At 55.4% G+C, this 18,537-nt stretch carries 16 protein-coding genes; 6 read left to right on the top strand and 10 right to left on the bottom strand.

Annotation, left to right across the window (positions count from 1 at the left end; genetic code table 11):
* The first annotated feature begins 27 nt into the window (after positions 1-27).
* From Q31a_RS20935 to Q31a_RS20925, 3 genes are all read left to right on the top strand, one after another.
* Positions 28-1,203 carry a M20/M25/M40 family metallo-hydrolase gene (locus tag Q31a_RS20935; protein ID WP_145082227.1) on the top strand — a complete coding sequence of 392 codons (1,176 nt, stop codon included), beginning with the start codon at positions 28-30 and terminating at the stop codon, positions 1,201-1,203.
* Positions 1,193-1,495 (top strand): (2Fe-2S)-binding protein, encoded by a 303-nt coding sequence (locus Q31a_RS20930; protein ID WP_145082226.1) that lies wholly within the window; start codon positions 1,193-1,195, stop codon positions 1,493-1,495. Before Q31a_RS20935 ends, Q31a_RS20930 begins: the two co-directional genes overlap by 11 nt.
* Before the next feature lie 996 nt (positions 1,496-2,491).
* The gene (locus Q31a_RS20925; RefSeq protein WP_145082224.1) at positions 2,492-2,806 is read left to right on the top strand and encodes a hypothetical protein; all 315 of its coding nucleotides are present in this window, start codon (positions 2,492-2,494) and stop codon (positions 2,804-2,806) included.
* A gap of 201 nt (positions 2,807-3,007) precedes the next feature.
* Here the strand turns inward: Q31a_RS20925 and Q31a_RS20920 are convergent, their stop codons facing one another.
* The 8 genes from Q31a_RS20920 to Q31a_RS20885 form a co-directional block, all read right to left on the bottom strand.
* A complete protein-coding gene (locus Q31a_RS20920; protein WP_197355447.1) occupies positions 3,008-4,012 on the bottom strand; it encodes a DUF1559 family PulG-like putative transporter in 1,005 nt (334 codons plus the stop codon).
* A gap of 7 nt (positions 4,013-4,019) precedes the next feature.
* Positions 4,020-5,132, bottom strand: a complete 1,113-nt coding sequence (locus Q31a_RS20915; RefSeq protein ID WP_145082220.1) for a hypothetical protein — start codon at positions 5,130-5,132, stop codon at positions 4,020-4,022.
* Between the two features lie 60 nt (positions 5,133-5,192).
* On the bottom strand, positions 5,193-5,492 hold the full coding sequence (locus Q31a_RS20910) for a hypothetical protein (protein WP_145082218.1): 300 nt from the start codon (positions 5,490-5,492) through the stop codon (positions 5,193-5,195).
* Between the two features lie 128 nt (positions 5,493-5,620).
* Positions 5,621-6,742 (bottom strand): Ig-like domain-containing protein, encoded by a 1,122-nt coding sequence (locus Q31a_RS20905; protein WP_145082216.1) that lies wholly within the window; start codon positions 6,740-6,742, stop codon positions 5,621-5,623.
* Between the two features lie 123 nt (positions 6,743-6,865).
* Complete coding sequence (locus Q31a_RS20900; RefSeq protein WP_197355445.1) at positions 6,866-8,599, bottom strand: ArnT family glycosyltransferase; 1,734 nt, start codon at positions 8,597-8,599, stop codon at positions 6,866-6,868.
* Positions 8,600-9,198: 599 nt separating this feature from the next.
* Positions 9,199-9,981 carry a ThuA domain-containing protein gene (locus tag Q31a_RS20895; RefSeq protein ID WP_145082212.1) on the bottom strand — a complete coding sequence of 261 codons (783 nt, stop codon included), beginning with the start codon at positions 9,979-9,981 and terminating at the stop codon, positions 9,199-9,201.
* Between the two features lie 68 nt (positions 9,982-10,049).
* Complete coding sequence (locus tag Q31a_RS20890; protein WP_145082210.1) at positions 10,050-10,946, bottom strand: sugar phosphate isomerase/epimerase family protein; 897 nt, start codon at positions 10,944-10,946, stop codon at positions 10,050-10,052.
* A 202-nt stretch (positions 10,947-11,148) separates the two neighbouring features.
* A complete protein-coding gene (locus tag Q31a_RS20885; RefSeq protein WP_145082208.1) occupies positions 11,149-12,252 on the bottom strand; it encodes a DUF1570 domain-containing protein in 1,104 nt (367 codons plus the stop codon).
* Between the two features lie 160 nt (positions 12,253-12,412).
* Between Q31a_RS20885 and Q31a_RS20880 the strand changes: the two genes are divergently transcribed.
* Positions 12,413-13,819, top strand: coding sequence for a hypothetical protein (locus Q31a_RS20880; protein ID WP_197355444.1), 1,407 nt, complete (start codon positions 12,413-12,415; stop codon positions 13,817-13,819).
* A 271-nt stretch (positions 13,820-14,090) separates the two neighbouring features.
* On the opposite strand, the gene Q31a_RS20875 is transcribed toward Q31a_RS20880, so the two are convergent.
* Together Q31a_RS20875 and Q31a_RS20870 are read right to left on the bottom strand one after the other, a co-directional pair.
* A complete protein-coding gene (locus tag Q31a_RS20875; protein WP_145082204.1) occupies positions 14,091-14,369 on the bottom strand; it encodes a hypothetical protein in 279 nt (92 codons plus the stop codon).
* Between the two features lie 79 nt (positions 14,370-14,448).
* Positions 14,449-15,225: a (5-formylfuran-3-yl)methyl phosphate synthase gene (locus Q31a_RS20870; protein WP_197355443.1), complete on the bottom strand. Its 777-nt coding sequence runs from the start codon at positions 15,223-15,225 to the stop codon at positions 14,449-14,451.
* A 316-nt stretch (positions 15,226-15,541) separates the two neighbouring features.
* On the opposite strand from Q31a_RS20870, the gene Q31a_RS20865 reads away from it, so the two are divergent.
* Positions 15,542-16,732, top strand: a complete 1,191-nt coding sequence (locus tag Q31a_RS20865) for a ribonuclease D (protein ID WP_145082200.1) — start codon at positions 15,542-15,544, stop codon at positions 16,730-16,732.
* Positions 16,733-17,411: 679 nt separating this feature from the next.
* Positions 17,412-18,461: a Gfo/Idh/MocA family protein gene (locus tag Q31a_RS20860; protein ID WP_315851630.1), complete on the top strand. Its 1,050-nt coding sequence runs from the start codon at positions 17,412-17,414 to the stop codon at positions 18,459-18,461.
* Positions 18,462-18,537: the final 76 nt, after the last annotated feature.

Genomic DNA, 18,537 nt, shown 5'->3' with positions numbered 1-18,537 from the left:
ATTGAAAGTTCATTTAAGGAGGTGGTGATGAGGCCATTGAATGAGAAGCGGGCGATTGATTTGGTCACGAAGTTGATGGCGGTAGAGGGCAAGAGCTGTGAGGAGTCCCAGATCGCGTCGGTGGTACAGCAGGTGTTGCGGGATGCAGGCATTCCCGAATCGGCCATGAGTTTCGACACGGCCCACAAACGCACTCCCCTGCCGGGAGAAGTTGGGAATTTGATCGTCAAACTGCCTGGGAACAGGAAGCTTCCGCGGGTCATGCTGTCGGCGCATCTCGATACCGTGCCGATTTGCGTGGGCTGTCGTCCCAAGCGGGACGGACAAGTAATTCGCTCAGCGCTAGCTACCACGGGGTTAGGCGCGGATGATCGGGCTGGAGTTGCCGCCGTGCTGGTGGCCGTCTTAGAGACGTTGGAACGGAACGAGGAACATCCCCCGCTGACGCTTTGCTTCTTTGTGCAAGAAGAGATTGGATTGCAGGGAAGTCGCAATATGACGGTCTCGAAGCTCGGCAATCCTGCAATGGCATTTAACTTCGATGGTGGCAATCCCTATAAGATGACGATCGGTGCAACTGGCGGAGAGCGGATGCGGATTAAGTTGCAAGGCTTGCCGGCCCATGCTGGTCTGGCGCCCGAGCAGGGGGCCAGCGCGATCAATGCAGCCTCCCTGGCGATCTCAAGCCTAGTCCGGGCGGGTTGGCTCGGCGCAGTCAAGAAGAAGGGAAGAAGCGGAACGAGCAATATCGGGACGGTTCAGGGGGGAGTGGCCACCAACGTGGTGGCCGAGCACGTTGAAGTCACTGCAGAGGCACGCAGTCACAACAGTGCGTTTAGGACCGAGATAGCCGATGCCATTTGTAGTGCTTTTGAATCTGCAGCAGCGGCAGTGGTCAGTAGCAACGGCCAGGCCGTTGCGGCGCAGATCGAGAGACGCGTTGACTATGATTCTTTTCTGCTCGACGCAGATGCACCTCCTGTACAGATCGCCAAGACGGCCATTGAATCGTTGGATGCAGAGCCACAGACGGCGATTTCCAATGGTGGCGTCGATGCGAATTGGCTCGTCAAGCATGGTGTGCCAACCGTGACGATGGGATGCGGGCAACGCAACGTGCACACCAATCAAGAGACGTTGGATATTCCTGACTTCCTAGCCGCGTGTCGCATCGCGATGAATGTGATCAATCATGCAAGTTGATGATGAATTGTGTTTGTGTTTCCACGTGAGTTGGCGGAAGGTCATGAACTACGCGCGAATTCATCGCGTTCGTGTTGCTAGCCAGCTGTCGGAATGCCAGAGCGCGGGGACGGGGTGTGGTTGGTGCCGATCGGCCATGCGACGGCTGGTTGACCGGATGGGAGACTCGCCACCGTCGCCGGACGATTTACAGCGTTGGTTGGAAGAGGAGTATCCGCAATCGAACCAATACGCTGAGGGGCGGAAGCAGCACATTGCATCAGGGAAGGGCCGTCCACCGAGCAGCCCCTAACGCTCCAACGCATTTAGAACCTATCCGAAAATCGGTGGACACAGCCTGGTTCCCCGCGCGCCCCAGCTGGTTGAAAGCGTATAACCCGTTGCAGGACGGCTCGTTGATTCAATGGCAAGTTTAGCTATTACTAAATGGGTGATTTCCCCAATTGGCCTGTAGCGGCAATCACCTTTCCTTGCTCAGGCAGCGGATTGCTATTTCAATAGCCCGGTGAGCAAGGGAAAGTGCTTAACGCGCGACAGTGCAACTGGCAGTGCGCTCCAATCCACCAACCGGTCAAAGCAGGGTGGATCGCTTCTTAAGCCTGGCCCCGCTGGCAGACTTCGTGCGCACACACTTGTGTGCTCCCCAGGTTCAGTCTAGGGGGGAGTACCAACGTGAATGGCGCGGTACAGCTGCTAGCACTTTGCGGTGTCTATCAGCGGGCCTTGAAGCAATCGCATTGCGTCGTCACGACGTGCGTGCAGATGCAGGTATCTGTGCAAGATGGCTGCATGTTGTGGGGGCCCTAGAGAGGTTATGAGGAAGGATTTGTCAAGCGTTAATTGGCGTGGAAAGTGCAACTATTTTTCAATTCGACACTTGGTACTGTCAAATCTCTGTGAGATGCATTACAATAGAACGCAGTCAAGCTAACGAAGTACCTACCTGTGACGGATTGTGAGTCTGCTTGGACTCGTAAGAAATCAACATTCAGTTCGCCGTTGGGTCAGCAGCGATGATTGCTTGCTGACTTCCGCGCCCCACCTGTGAATGTGGTATCCGCAACTTGGCTGGACATGGAAGAGGTTGACTGAGGTTTCGGTCAGTCGAACGTGCCCCGTGGACAACTACCTGTACAGTTATTCAGTTGCGTATTCAACGAAGGTTGAGTAGGTGACGAGATGAGTCGCTAGGGCCGTTGTAACAGCGGCTCTGCGGGAGGGATTCCGCTTGATCCTTGTGTTTCAGCATCTCATCTTTCTTTCCCATATCTTCTTAGGAGCTTCATGCATGGCCGGTCGCGCTGCTACTGCTGTAAAATCCAAAGTGCCGCCCAAAACTCGTTCCGGAGCCAAGGCCTCATCCCGTGTAAAAGCGGTGAAGAAAGCGCCCCTTGATGGCGAAGCGCCGAAACCACGGCGACGAGTCAAAGTGGAGAGTCGAACTCGCCTCTATTGGGCCGTCTTCAACCAAGACCTCAAGCGAGTGGCGATGTTTGAATTTGATAAGAAGGCTGAAGCGGAGAAGAGAGCTGCTAAGCTAATGAGTGCCTCTGGAGAAGAGCATATCATTCAAAAAATCAAAGCCACTGTCGCGGTGACCTAACTCACCGTGAGGATCTTGGTAACCCTTGATTCTCGAATCGCCGACACTGCATCAAGCCGTTAGGAACCTTCCTACGGCTTTTTTTGTGCACCTGCGACTCCTGTGGGTTGAGGGAGTCTCTCATTCTAAGGAGGCCTCTACGCTAGTTAGGGTGTTGTGCTCCCCTTCTGCCGCGTCTCAAGCACGCTTCTCTCTGTCCCGTTATTGCCGAGTCCCCTGCTCGCGATGGACCGCCGGGGCGATTGAATAGTCGACGGTGGCGACTGCTCCGTCGCAGAGCAGCATGTTGCAGCCGGATGGATGGGCCGATCCGAATGCGCGGGTGTGCTGATCCCGCGAATCGCGTTGAGGTGGTTCGGATGTCCAGCGGTTTAAATCGAGATCCACGCCGGAGAATAGGCTTTGATCGTGACCGGGATCTTGGGAATCAAAATAGTTGGCCGAAGAAACATGTTTTTCTCCCGCCAAATAGGTTTGGGACAGTCCGCCGGTGATGGAAGCGGTTCGAACGCGACTTCTCAAATAAATAACCCCATTGGCTGCATCGGTGTTGGTCCAGTGGTAGCTCCGTCGATCTCCCTCTGCCAAGGATCTGGGACCACCGTCGGTGTCGGTGATGTAGCTTCCTTCGTTGGCTGCGTAATCCGTTTTGGCGACCAATGCGACAAAGGTTGCATTGTAAGGAGTCGACGCCACACTAGCCAAACTCAGCTCACTGCCGGGACGGCTGGGGCAACGCATGAGCGGGAAGGGCAAGCGAGTCAGTTCCGTCCTGGTGTGCAAGCTGGCGATGGGATCTATGGCAGTCGACGCTGGAAGGGGCATTTCACAGAAGCCAGCGATTTGAAAGATCCAGCCACCAGGCTGTTGGGGGCCAATCCCCCGGTTGGGATCTGCCCGCCAGCGATACCCCCAGCCATTCCCCGGAAAGGCTCGGTAGGCAGATTCAAAATGGTGAGTTGCCACGCCAATCTGTCGTAAGCGGTTCATGCAATCCATCTTCCGAGCTGATTCACGAGCGGATTGGATCGCAGGCAACAGCAAGCCTATCAAGATGGAGATAATGCCGATGACCGTCAACAGTTCAACGATCGTAAACCCCGTGCGCTTGGCTGGCATGTGCATGGCTGTCAACTTTCGAAGAAGGGTAAAGCTCTTGTGCTGGCGTGGTCCGCGCTGGCAACTGGCTGTCGAGCGAATGCTCATGCTCTGCTCATGGACGCCGTCGCTTCCAGATCCAAACAGTACCGGCGAGGAGGAGGCAAGTTGCTCCAGCGGCGAGTGGCCACCATTTCCGCCAGCCTGCATTTTCCTCAATCGTCTGAGCGATTGCTCTTTCGACCTTGGCAGTACAGTTATCAACAACTTTGGTAGTTGCGATCACAGGTGGCTTCAAGTATTCCGTTGGGAAGGTGTCGTGAATCTTAAACTGGGTGATTTTGTAAGATAGATCTTGTACTATGGTAGGTTTGCCTCTTGGGCTTTCGTCCATGTTGAGAATGGATAGCTGAACGACGTGGCGCCAGGAACTAGGCAATAAATATCCCGAGAAAGATTGATACTCTACTTCGTGTTTGATGTTCGACCGTTGTAGGCGCTTTGATTCGCCATCGTCGATGAGTGCTTGAGATACTGAATCTCTGCCAAGGAAGACAAGTGTGTTGTTCACGTACCCGAAATAACAATTGGTTTCTGCTTTCCCGTCTATAATGGTACCGGAGTGATGATCTTTTGCAGTGCGTTGAACTAGTACCTGACCCTTGCCATCTATTTCTTCGTTTAGCCAGTCTATCGACCTTGCCTGGGGGGGGGCAAGGAGGACCCGCTCAATGAACCGATCTACATTTTCCAGTCCTCCTTCGTTGCCTCGGTAAGTAAATGCAGACGTCCTACCTACCTGGATAAACGGGAGGAATTCAAGCATGACGCTTGGGTTTTTGCAGAAAATAGCCACCTCGTCGAGCTTCCCTGCTTGATTGAAGTAGCACCGGCTTGTCTTTTTACCATCAAAGATCATCGCCCTCTTGAGGTCGTTAATAAAGTGTTCCACAAAGCATTTTTCTTGAGATGTAATTAGTTTGAGCTTGTTGTTGATTCGCGCAGTTGCAGGCTTCCTGATAACTCCAGATTGCTGCACATCAATCTCAATCGTCTTCCCCTCAAGTTCCGAGGCAGTGTTTTCTAAGGATTCCGTAATGATCGTGACAGTCTCTGCCGGATCCATCTCAGCAAGTTGAGTTAGGGAGAATTCGTCTGCGAGGAGTCGTCCGGAAATCCCTAAAGCACAGGTCAGTATTGCACCAAGGGCCAAGGTAAGCAGCTTCATTGTGTTTCCTTTAAACGCAGCGGAGACATGTAGGACAAATGCTTAGTAGTACAGCAGTTTTCACTGATCCTCGACGTTGCAATAGTAGTTCGGCAATTCCCCGACTCCCCACGAATCGTGTGGATCGTAGGCAGTCGGCAACAAATGCAATCTTGGCATCGGAGTGGTTGCCGCCTGACAAGCTGGTGTGCAATTCTCAAGAGCATTGAAATCGTAGGCGCGTACGCCTGCCGCTGTCCTTTCAACAGGTTCACCTTTACTCGTAATGTAAATGTCACCTCGGACTGCATCGGTGTAGACCTGACATAGCCAATAAGGAGTGGCACCCGGGTCGAGCCACAGAACAGCCTGGGCTTCCACGGTGCCATCATTGCACAGCGCAAGGCAAGCTGCAGATTAACATGGCAGGGTTGCCAACGCTGTTATCGCCGCTACTAAAGTCAGTTGTAGTGTTCGCATTTTCATTGTTACTTTCGGTTGGGACTTCATCAATTCAATGTTTCAGATTCACGGGGGGTCGGCGTAACTTCCTCCTTTCGATATAGTGTGATGTGGCATTCAAATATTTCGGAATGAGAGTCAAGATGAACGCATAGCACTTTCAACTTGCAGTACACAGCGGGATCGGATTGCTCGTCGTCCAACATCACTTGGGGAGTTGCCACCAGTTCCCCGCTGTCCCCAATTGACAGCTCCCAACTATCGTCGCTGCAGGTGGCGGATTGAATCTGGGCAGACTGCATGTGAGGACTTGGGATTGCAGCTAGTCTGCTTGGAATTCCTGGTTCGGATTCGAGCATCGATCGACTCAATCGGAAGGGGCGAGTGGTCGTGTGCGTTAGCGAGAGGTGAATTGTTTGAGTGAAAACACTTAGATCTGCAGCGTCATGGTCGACGCTATGCACGGGAAAGGCCCGCAGGACTATTTTCCCTTCCTTCGTTCCCACTTCCGTACCGGAACGCGTTGTTCCGCGGAGCGACACGGCATGGAAGGTTGGATGAGGTGCTGAGACTTCGTCAATCTCAAGGAATTCGGGAGACGAAATGACTTCAATCCGCTCAACATCGCTGGCTAGCGTGAGGTCGATTTGAAACGGCGCATCCAGCAGTGCTTCGCTTCGAAGCTTCGCTCGGGCCGAATCCCACAGAACTGGAGTGTATAGCGAGGCAACCAATTCTACCGCCTGGGATGCAACCAATTGAGAAGTCCTAAAGTTCACGATGCATTCATGGCTCGCGGAGGAAATCGCGTTTCCTTGGTTGGTGGCCACAGGTAGGAAAGTGACGTCAACGGTTTGGATTTGCCCTGCCGCGATCTGTCCCGTGGGTGGAGTGGCCGTGGTGCAATTGCAATCGAACTCGATACGAAAATCCATCGGCTCGCCCGATCGATTCGTGATTTCTAGAGTCTGCGCCCCTGGCTGCTGAATGCTGAGGAGACCAAAGTCTAAGGTCTTGGTGTTGAGTGCAAGTACTTGTTCAACGCTTGGCGGACTTCCGGGACCCCACCAGAAAACGCAAAGCAAGCTGACACCCGCTGATCCCAAGACAACCGATAAAATCTCAAAGAATCGATTCACCGCAATCCCCATACTCTGCTTGGGCTTCATCCTGCCGGCATGACCCCTGTGTGGTTGATGTTATCAGGTTGGAATGGGGGGGGGGCAAGGGTTTTCCCTGCTTTTTAGAAAAGGCGATCGATCCGGCAGCGTCGTCGGGTGGTTGGCTGGTGTTCAAAGGGGTGGTTTGCGCAGCCAAAAAATGTCGAGTGTCTGTAGGCTTGAGAGTGAAATTTCATAGCCTTCCACGCAGCAGCCAATTCGCACCTGCGGATTGACATCCATCCAAGGAATGGTCCGATTGCTCTGGAGCATTTGGCGTGAATCGATGGAGACCAACACCAGGACGGTGGAGTTGGTGGCTAGCTCAGACAGCTGTTTGTCCGACAAGTCCGAATGCTCAATCGTGTCGATTCCTAGCGCGGCGAAATTCACCCAATGTGGACGAACAATGGCTACGGGAAGGTGCGTTTCATTCGGGAGTTTTGACCAACGGGCTACTTCCACCCAGCCCTGTCCCCAGTCGACATTGCTGTCTGCCAAGAGGGACGATGCAGCTTGCGGACCACCCCATAGTTGATTGGTAAACGACAAACCAAATGGGAAAACAAGGCAGCTTGTCAGTACGACCTCCCCGGCTGCGATCCAGGCCAGGCTACGCAAAATGCGATTCCACTGATTGAATCCTGCGACGGCGACCACAGCCAACTCGGGGAGCACGAGCCAGATATAGCGGCCATGCTGATTCATGTTCGTTTTCAAGCTGACGAATACAAAGCAAATGCCAATGACTCCCCAGCAAGCGAGTGCCAGGCTGTTCCAACGAAAACTCCACTTGGCAGCTACAGCCAGCAGCAGCAGCCAACCGATCGGCATCTTCATCAAAAGCACGAATGCATAGTAGGAATACCAACCTCCCCTCTGCCATTGCCCACACAGGAAGGCTGGGCGAGGTGTGTCGAAATCTTGCCATTGCAAATCCAATCCCTCGAGCATGGTGCCCGGGATTGGAATGGGCAGTGCTCCGAGGAGGGTGCCTGTCCAACGGTTTCCTGACATGCCTTCGATCGGGCCGGCCAGCATCTGGGAGGTGAATTCAAAGTCCTGCAAAGGGATGAACAAGTTCTGCCAGCGGTACGCCGTTGCCACCACGGCCCACACCAGGAAAGCGAACATGCAAGTTGCCCCCAGCGGTCGAAGCCATCTCCGTGTGGAAAGTTTCTCTGAGAGAGCGCTGCGGCGAACGCCCATGCCGATGGCGACGACAGCTACTGGAAATAGAATTAGCCAAGTGAATTTGGTGGCGATGGCTAGTCCTACCCAAATTGCCGCCAAGACAACATCCCTGAGTCTTGAGGATTGGTAGGCGTGCGTGACGGCAAACACGGCCCACACGCCCACGCACGCGGCAGGGATATCGGTTCCAAGCAGCGGACCGTAGCCCAACACAATGGGGTTGAAGCCCCACAGGACACTGGCCAAGCAGGCGGCTTGCGGATTTCCGGTAGCCGTCACGGCGAGAGCAAACACCCCTAACGTTCCGAGTAACACCAGCGGGATGCACATGCGGCGGGCTAGCACCAACGCTTGGAAAGCACGCTCACCGTAGGCCTCGGCAAACATGGGGCCGCGCCTGAACTCGTGGCGCGCCGTCTTCCCGCTAGCAACGAAGAAATCCGTTTGCGGCACGCGATATCCACCGAGAGCCACTGGCCAAGTCGCCCAGAGTCGCGTTAGTGGAGGATTGACCCGATACAAATCGGTGGTACCGGTATTCCAATATTCGACCCCTGCCGCTAGATGCGGGTATTCGTCAACGGTCGGACTGAGACGCGTGGTCGCGCACCACAAGAATGCCCCTTGTCCGAAGAGTATCACGACTAGGCAACCGAGATATTTAGCCGGCATGATTTGAATCCCAGCAAGTGCTGCTCTGGGGTGATGGCAATATGGGGTGGGGTGTTGCGACGAATTGCCTGGCAAGCCCCTCACCCCCCCTCCCCTTCTCCCCGGAGTACCGGGGCGAGGGAAGCCTGTTTCGGGCATGGAGGTAGCATGGCCCCCCGGGCCGTGATTGAGGATATTGCGTCTAGTTACCTGGCAAGCTCTCTTCCCCCCTTCCCCCATCTCCCCGGAGCAGGTGGAGGCTGTTTCGTGCACGGAGGTAGCATGGCCCCGGGCCGTGATTGAGGATATTGCGTCTAATTGCCTGGCAAGCCTCTGACCCTCCGTCCCCATCTCTCCGGAGTACCGAGGCGGGGCGAGGGGGGCTGTTTCGATTTGGGGGACCACGACGGCTTCTTCAAGTCAAGCCCCGGACTGGGACGCACGATAAATAGCAGTTTTGCTTTAGAATCATGTTCGTTTAAAGGGGACTTTTGCTGCGTTGCAGCGGGAGCTGTAGGGTGGAGTGTTGAGGGGGGAATTAGGAGTGACAGGGGGCACGGCCCGGGGGGGCCATGCTACGGGTGTGTGACACATGCTACGGGGGGAAGCTGGAGGTAGCGTTAGTCATGCAATTTGCCGGCGGCCCACAGAGTGCCGCGCACTAAGGCCTGCTGGAACGTTTTGTCGGCAAAGGTCTCGTTGCTGTGGCCATAGGTGGTTCCGAACACGCGCGACTTGCCGTACTCGTTCACCCAGAAGCATGGATTGGAACTGCCGGTTTGCTCGCTGATCGAGGTGGCTAGCGGCTTGGCGTTGGGCCATAGCGTTTCGATGATATAGAGCTCATCCTTGGGGGTTACCCAGTCATTGGGAAAGCCCTTCATGATCGGATGGTCGCGTTCAACCACTTTCACCGGATAGTTGGATTGGTGTTCATGCTTGCGACTGGTCACGCCTAGGAATTCACGCCAGTCGTCAAACTCGGCAGCGCGATAGGTGTGCATGGCGCAGTGGATGACCACGCCATTGACTCCATTCTTGTGAGCTTCCGTGATTTGCTTGATGTATTCTTCGCTGGTGGTATTGGCGAAGCATTCGTTGTGGATCACTACATCAAATCCGTCCGCCCACTTGGGATCTTGGTAGAGTTTGATTTCTGCTTCCGTGCCGTTGCCCCCTTCTTGGACAACCTTCCACTCCACATCGATCTTGTGTTGTTTGAAGGCTTCCTGAATTGTTTTCGATTGATAATCATAATCGTGGCAACAGCCACCGGTGATGAGGAGGATCTTGACAGGCTCTGCTGCTGATAAGTTTTGCCCGATACTGAGGCTGACAGAACATAGGCCAATGGCCAGAATTGCTGCGGCGGCCAGGAAGCGAGGGTGTCGATGGGATGGCATGCTGCGGGGATTCCTTGAAGGATGAGGAGTCGATGTGAATAGGAGAGGTAGGATGGTGAGACGCAGGTTTAGGAGAGTCGCTGCCGGAGTTCTCCCAACCATTTGGGAATCGCTTCCAAGGGGTTCTCTTGGGCTTCGTATTCCAGAGCGACCCATCCACTGTAACCGGAGTCTTGCAGAATCTGGACGATTCGCGATAGATCGGCGGGCACCGTCTTGCCATCAATGTGCATTTCGACTTTGATCTGCGCGTTGACCGCATACGGAGCAATTTTCACCAATTCGGAATAGGGATCGGCAGCGCTGCGGAAATTGCCCGAGTCAAAGTTGATGCCCAGTGCGGGTGATTCGACTTGTCGAACGATCTCAAGCAGATCTTTGGCGTGTGCGGTGACTCCGCCGTGATTCTCCAAGGCCAAGAAAACGCCTTTACTGGCCGCGTAGTCGCAGGCCTTTTGGCAAGTCTTCGCACATCGCTCGAGCGTGACCGACAACTCTTCGTCTTTGGGCTGATTGCCAGCGAACACGCGAATGGCCGGTGCACCCAGGATTGCATAGCGATCGACCCATTGCCGAGTGTGGGCCAAACTGGCTTCGAGTTTTTCGGGGTCGTTGCTGCAGAAGTCATTGCGAATTGCTCCACCGGTGATGGTGATACCCGTCACATGACAATGTTGCTTGAGTCGCACGAGGTAGTCGTTATCCACGTCTTCTGGGAAGTAGTAGCTCGTAAGCTCGGCGCCATCCAACCCCTGTTCGCGACAATAGTCGACGAAGTCGAACAAGTCCATTTTATGCGGCTCGTCAGGCTTGGGCTGGAGATACTGCCGCATGGAATAAGCTGCCAAACTCAGTCGCATTCGGCCTGGCTTCGCTCGCTTAAAGGGAGGAATGGCCAAGCAGGGACTGGACGCAGCTAACGCCAGGAGGAGCGAACCGTTAAGCATGAAACTTCGACGCTGCATGGGAATGTGCACTTATGTGGGTGGGAAAATGATTGCGGGCCAATGGTCCACCAGTATAACCGGTTGTGGTGCGGTTTGTGGCAAAGTGCGAGGGGCTGGCGAGTGCCATGTCTCCACGAAGCATTGGGGGCGGCGCGCGGCGGGGGCGTGCTACTTGGCTAATATTCACGGGCCGGGGGCCCGTGCTACTTTGGGGGGCGCGCTATTCGGCTAGCAGGCGTTGCATCTGGATGGCCAACATCCTGGGGTCCATCGAAATTGCAGCGCGAAAGTCTTGCATGCGCTGGCCGGCAGTGTATTCGCCGAAACCATGTTGGGTCTGCGATCTTAAGAGTTTTTGATACTCGCCGGGAAGTCGCTCGGAAAGGTAGAAGGTCAGCGCCCAAGCCAACGCGTAGGCGGCTTCCGGCTTTTTTCTAAAAAAGTCGTCGCGGACGATCAAATCGCGTATGGCAGCATCCAAGATGGCGGTCTCCTGGAACTCCTCCCGGAAAATCCGTGCGAGACCGGGATTCATGCGATTGGCGATGGAACTTTGACTGACGCTCAGGTCGTACACAGCGGGGGTTTCGAACATGCAGGCCAGCCCTTCGACGCACCATAGCGGGTTGGCAAATAGGCGTTCGTGGAGGCCCGTGTTGTAGGCCAATTGGTGAACTGCTTCGTGCACGATCGTCGCTTCGGTCTCCTCCCAGTTGGTCCCTTGGGTTCCCGGCAGTTGGTAGAGCAGGCACCGATTGGATCGTGGGAAGTAGCTGCCGACGACATTGCCCGTAGCTCCGTCGCCTTCAAAAGCGGACATTCGAAGGAATTCCTGGCGGTTGCGGCAGACAATCACGGGAAGCGGGAAATCGGGTTTGCGGACAGTTGTGCCTCGAACTTGGAAATACCGCGAGTATCCGGCCAACAGTGCCAGGAATCTATCGCGCCAACGTTCGGCTTGCCCGCGCGGTGCCGCGATGACATAGGGCCCTGCAATGATGGTTTCAAAACTGCGCCCCATTTGAAACTGGAGTTCACTTCGCGCCGCTATCAAGGCTTGTGGCTGGAAGGTCTCGGACTGCAATTGGTAGCTCTCGACAACTGCTTGGTCGAGTAGATGCATACGCCCGGAGGACTCTAAGATGACCGCCTCTAAGGAGGTCCAGTGGATGGGAAGTCCGCGAACAGTAGCGGTGCGTGTCTCGAGCTCTAAGACCTGAGGGGCTTGAGCTTGAGTGGCCGAGGCGCTGCTTAGTAAGGCACCGCCGGCAAGCATGCAGTGACGGAGGCATCGGGAAACACAAGATTTTGGTGCGAGCTGCATGAATGGCTGTCCTTTTGACGGAAGTCTAGGTTCCAGCACAGTGGCGTAGAGGGGGCAGAGCGTGTTAGGCTACAACAGGTTTGACTTCGCGTCCGGATAATCCTCTTTTGACGGTTTTGTCGTGATGATCCAGGTTTTGGGAAGGCGCCTCGGAGCGCGATTGGGAAATGGTTTTAAGTTTTTCATCCTCTTGCTCGCTGGTTTCTTGGGAATTGAGGACCACACATCCTTCCGTGGTTGGGCTCAGGAGAAGCCTCTGGCATCAGAGCCGGAGGCCATTCCAGCCGCCGGCACGCCAACCCCCGAAACCCCTTCGCCAGCGGTAACTCCGTCAGCAGTACCTCCGACCCAGGCCGACGCCGCGTTAGTTCGCAAGTGGGTGCGGCAACTCGAGGCGAATCAGTTGATTGATCGCGACACTGCCGAACGCAAGTTGGTAGAAATGGGGAGTTCAATCCTGCCGGACTTGCCTGCGGTAACGCCGCGCACTTCCGGTGAACTCAAGATTCGCTTAGAAAGGATTCGGACCGCGTTGCAGGGCGTCGAAGTTGAATCGTTCTTCAAAGCTTCACGGGTAACACTTCGTGGGGCATACAGTGTGGGGGACGCGTTGAAGCAGATTTCAGAGCAGACCCAAAATCCGATCGAACTCCAAGGAGAGGGAGAGGGGCGGCAGGTAGAGTTGACGTGTGACGGTGTTACGTTCTGGGAAGCCGTCGAGCAGGTGATGCAGCAAGCCAAACTGAGAATCCGTTCTTTCAGCACGACCGAAGACCTGTTGGTTCTGGGGGTGCGTGGCAATCTGGAGGCTGAGGATTCGGAGGATTCCGGAGTTCGTGTCCAGCCCTTTCAAACTGGGCCATTCCGTATCGATGCTCTTTCCACACGCACTTCTCTTCCGCTGGGGGGAGGGGCAGACGGCATGTTGGAATTTTCGTTTCTGGTGAGTTGGGAGCCGCGGCTGAAGCCCATTTTTATGCGGGTGCCAAGGAAGTCCTTGCAGGGGACGGCCGGCGAGGCCACCGAATTGCAGGCCGCCAATCCAGCAGCCGCACCAGAGTTTTCACTCAACCTCGGTGGCTGTTCGACGCAAGTGGATGTGCAGTTGCAGCGCCCGCCTCGATCGGAACGAAGCCTGTCGAATGTGCAAGGTGAGTTTGTCATGGCCGTTCCAGGAGAAAGGCATCAGTACATCTTTAAAAACTTTGCCAATGGAACGCGGCAAACCGAGAAGTTCGGCGACGTAACGGTGACCCTCGAAGGCGCACGCCGCAATGGTGCCGTCCACGAAATGCGCCTGATGGTGCAGTTCGGGGACTCTCAAGGTGCGCTCGACTCCTTTCGTGGATGGATCATGTCCAACGAAGCGTATTTATTGGACGCCAATGAGCAACGCCAGGAGAATGTCGGCCTGCAAACCTATGCCACGCAACCGAATGCTGCGGGGATCGCCTACCTGTTTCAGATCAACGGCGACCCAGATGATTACCGATTGGTTTATGAATCACCAGCAGCAATTACGCAGCAAACCGTGCAGTATCAGCTCAGAGACATCCCTTTGCCGTGATCCGCGTCGAGCGGCTTGTGGACTGAAGGGCAGTTTGAATTTCAGCCAGGTGGCAGTGCCCCGAACTTGCGTTGAGCGGCAGCCACCTGTTCTTAGGCACCGGCTGGCTGATAGTGTTTGCCGCCGGCGGGCAAGGCTGGATTGGACACTGCTGCGTTTCGACTTGGGATGCGAGTTTCGCATTGGAATTGAGACTGCAACTCGATTAATAATCTCTGACGCAGCAGTTTGCTATTTCAATCAGCGGCGGCGGAACTGTTTGCACAAGCGGTTACGCTTCGGGCTGTGTGCGGATTTCGAACGTGTGTCGAACGGACGCGATCGGGGCTCGCAGTGGCTTGCGGAAGTTGGCTCCAACTGGGATCAACACCGCTGGTGCTTTGGGACCAAATTTTGGGCGCTCGATACACATTCGCATCGGGCCATAGCAGTTGTTGAATTGGTCGATGAATTCTTGGACGTCTTCTTCCGGCAAGCAGATTGCTCCGACAACTTTGGTGTCTTGGCGAATCAGGGCGGAGAGTGGTTCGCGTGGTGGGCTGGAGGACATGGTGAGCCGGGTTTCCAAGGAGTTGTACTAAGAATAGCAAAGCCTCTGGCTGTATTCTATCGCTTTCGCCAACCCGCTGCTACGCGGATGCAAACTCGCTGACCCAAAGATTCAATTTCTTTTCGCACAGGGCACTTCGGCGATCTGTGTGACAGACGGCGCCACGAACGGCCACTGCGGAAATTGACAGCATTTGGTAGGTGGCGTGGTCCGGGGTCTGCAGCGAACCGGCGAGAACCGTGTGGCAATCGCTGGCGGATGCCTGTTGGACGATTTCCAGGAGTTCGGACCGCCCCAAGGAATCGAAAACGGTTTGTCCTGCCTTGTGAAACGTATCGATCAACAGGTAAGGGGCCTGGATCTCTGCAATGAGCTCCAGGACCGCCTTGGGACTCGGCGAATCACACGCTTGATAATCTGCGTAAATCACCGGGACTAGTGCCGTTTCCGGAGTAAGTAGGCGGGCCAATGCGCGGAAGGCAGTTTGCCACGCCGTAGACTGCCCAAGCCGCGCAAGACCGACTTTGGCGATCGGAAAACCTTCCGCCATTTCACGGACATTGGCGGAGGAGTGGCTCGCCGCGAGATCCAAATCGGCCAACTCCCCCAAAGCGATGCTGCGGCAGGGGAAATCGGCAAGTTCCTGTGCCACCGCTTGGGATGTGGCTAGTTCGGGTGCTCCAAGCGATCCACTGTCAGGGTTTTTGAGGTCGATCCAATCCACGCCTGCTCGGCGAGCCATGCGGGCTTCGCTGGCGTCTCGCACGCTGACTAAGAGTCGCGGAAGAGCATCAGCCGCCCAGCGACCACTAAATAATGAACGACCGGGAAGGTGATTGGAACTGGTGTCTGCCATAGGGAACATCAGGAGTTGGGATTAGGGTAGCTTGGCAGTAACCCATGGTGCGGGTTTAATAGGAGGCCTGGTTTGCAATTGATAGCATGAAATTTGGCAATAGATAGCCAACAAACCAGTCGACTAACGATTCTTAGGCGACGATCGCCTATTGGAACGAGTCGAGCTCGTTGCTCCCCTGCTGTTGAGGGGGGCGGAGTTTATATTAGCGCTGGGAGCGCGTCATTGATGGTCGTTGAGCTCATCGGTATCGTGCGTAGGCAATTCCCAAGGAATCGCTAGCGCTTGGCATTAAAGTAATTGGCTGTACTCTCGCGTGAATTATACGCTTATAAACGAAAATGATCAGCTTCAGTCGGTAGTGGATGCGATAACTGCGGTAGATCTAGTTGGCATCGACACCGAGTTTGTTGCTGAGGATTGCTACCGTCCCGATCTCTGTCTATTGCAGGTCTCGACACGGGAGGCCGTTTTTATCGTCGATCCGAAGACGATCGATGATATCTCCTCCGTGTGGCAAGCCTTGCTCGACCCGGCTCGCACGGTGATCGTGCATGCTGGACGCGAGGAAATTCTGTTTGCGCACCGCGCCACAGGCATGGCCGTTCCTAAACTATTCGACGTGCAGGTTGCCCTTGGATTGATGGGGGGAGAATACCCGGCATCTTACGGCAAGCTCTTGCACCGTCTGCTGGGGGAAAACGTCCCCAAGGGGGAGACCCGCACAGACTGGCGTAAGCGTCCCCTGACGCGAGCACAACTCGAATATGCCGCTTTGGATGTGCTGCATTTACCACTTCTGTACGATGCTTTGACAGAACAGTTGATTGCGGCTGGGAGGCTGCGATGGTTGGAAGATGAATTGGCGAGGCGTCAGGACAACTTGATCCAGACGCAGGAGCAAGAGGGGTGGTTCAAGCTGTCAGGGATCCAATCGCTGCATGGTAAGCAATTGTCCATTGTGCGTGAATTGTGGTTGTGGCGCGACCAGCGTGCGCAATTGAAAGACATGCCAGCGCGGCGTGTGTTGCGCGATGATTTGATTGTGGAGCTCGCCAAGCGGGGATCGTCGGACCCGGCCAAGATTGCGCACATTCGCGGGTTGCATCACAGTGGATTTCAACGCTTTCTTCCCGAGATCGCAGATTGCGTCACGCGTGGTGCCAAACTACCGGCTCCGGTTGCACCCTGGATTGGTCAAAGCAAGCGCGCTCGGCCCCCGGCTCTTTTGCAGCAATTCTTGACGGCAGCCATGTCCTATCTTTGTCGGACCAACAATATTGCACCTGCGATTGTGGGAACGAGCGACGACGTGGGGCGTTTAGCGGGGTACTGGTTAGACGGTGCCCGGCTGACCGAATCGGACGAGGAGTTTCCGCAGTTGCTCAGGGGGTGGCGTGCCGAATTGGTGGGCGAGCCCTTGTACCATATTTTCACCGGTAAGCGAGCTTTGTGTGTCGTGGATCCCAAGGATGAAATGCCACTGGGACTCTGTGACGCTCATTAGGCCATGTGCGTTTAAGATTTTATTTACGCGTCGCCCCGGATCGGACAGTGAGTTCAATACACCGCCGGTGTTAGGACGAGTCGAATTGGGCTTGCCACGCGCCACTGATGGTCTCCTGGAGCCGCTCGTTCCAGTTGCATTCCGACGGAGTGGGCAGCGACTACGCGGAATCATGATGGCGGGGTAACCTCGATTCCCTATTCCATTGCCACGCTAGCATCATCTTCCAAATCACATTTGCGAATCGCAATGCCGCAGCAACCGAGCTGTCTTAGCTGCCGACTGGTGGGTGTCAGCGCGTTTCCAGTTTTATCCGGAGGGAAGTGCTCCCCAAAAGCGTGTTGCTGCAGGCACTATCCGGATCCTCACGCGGCTGCCGCGTTGAGAGCGCTAGCAAGTTTACTGCGACGGTAGCGTCCGTAATTGCCCTGTAGGGGGAACCACCTGTCCTTGCTCACGCAGCGGGGTAGGATTTTAACAGCCCGTCAGGCGGCGGGGGACTATTTCAACCAACCGTTTTCAAACCGTCGTTATATGGCGAGTTACAATGTCGACCAGCCGCTACGCCACAGCTGACCGTACCAACGAGCGATGGTGTGGCGCATTGCGGGATCGATAAGCTTTCACGTGGCGGAATGCTTTTTAGCCATGCCACCAGGACTCAGTTAATCAGGAGAGAATGATGCCCAAGGGCTTTGGAATAATCGGATGTGGGATGATCGCTAACTTTCACGCTCGGGCCATCGCAGATATCCCAGGAGCTAAGTTGGTCGCTTGCTACAATCGGACGGCGCCCAAGGCGGAAGCCTTGTCGGCTGAGTTCGGCGGAGACGTCTACACCGATCTCGATGCGATGCTCGCTCGTGAGGACCTCGACATCGTTACCATTTGTTCCCCCAGCGGGGCGCACATGGAACCCTGCATTGCCGCTGCTCGGGCAGGCAAGCATGTGATTGTGGAAAAGCCGCTGGACGTAACTCCAGAGCGGTGCGACGCCATGATCGAGGCGTGCAAGCAAGCGAACGTTCAGCTGGCTACCATCTTCCCATCGCGTTTTCACCGCGCTAGCCAGTTGATGAAGCAGGCAGTGGAAGCAGGACGTTTTGGAACGCTCGCGCTCGGGGATGCCTATGTCAAATGGTTCCGCACGCAGGAGTACTACGACAGTGGTGCGTGGCGTGGCACTTGGGCGCTGGACGGTGGCGGCGCCTTGATGAATCAAGCGATCCATAGCGTCGACTTGCTGCTGTGGCTCATGGGACCTGCGGTCGAAGTGATGGCACACACTGCCACGTTGGCTCACGATCGGATTGAAGTCGAGGACGTGGCCACCGCGACCATTCGATTTGCCAATGGAGCTTTAGGTGTCATCGAAGCGACGACGGCTGGTTATCCGGGGTCGCTCAAGAAGATTGAGATCTCTGGTTCCAAGGGAATGGCCGTCTTGGAGGAGGAAGACATTGTCAAATGGGAGTTCGCTGAGCCAACTCCCGAAGACGAGCAGTTGCGGGAGGAGATGCAGGGGCGGACGAAGACGGGAGGCGGAGCGGCTGATCCAGCGGCCATTGGCCACCATGCCCATGCCGAATTGTTTCGTGATTTTCTGTTAGCCATCGAGGAGCAACGGCCACCGATCATTGATGGTCACGAGGGACGACGGAGTGTCGAACTCATCTTGGCGATCTATAAGAGTGCGCGGACTGGGCAGAAAGTCGTTCTCGGGCAATAGCCGCGAAGCGCCGTGTCGGTCGCTTGTATGTCGACGGCGGACAATTTAGAATCTTCGCGTTGCAAGTGCTGGAAAC

It is taken from the genome of Aureliella helgolandensis (genome assembly GCF_007752135.1).
GTDB lineage: Bacteria > Planctomycetota > Planctomycetia > Pirellulales > Pirellulaceae > Aureliella > Aureliella helgolandensis.
This window is presented reverse-complemented; position numbering and strand designations above follow the sequence as displayed.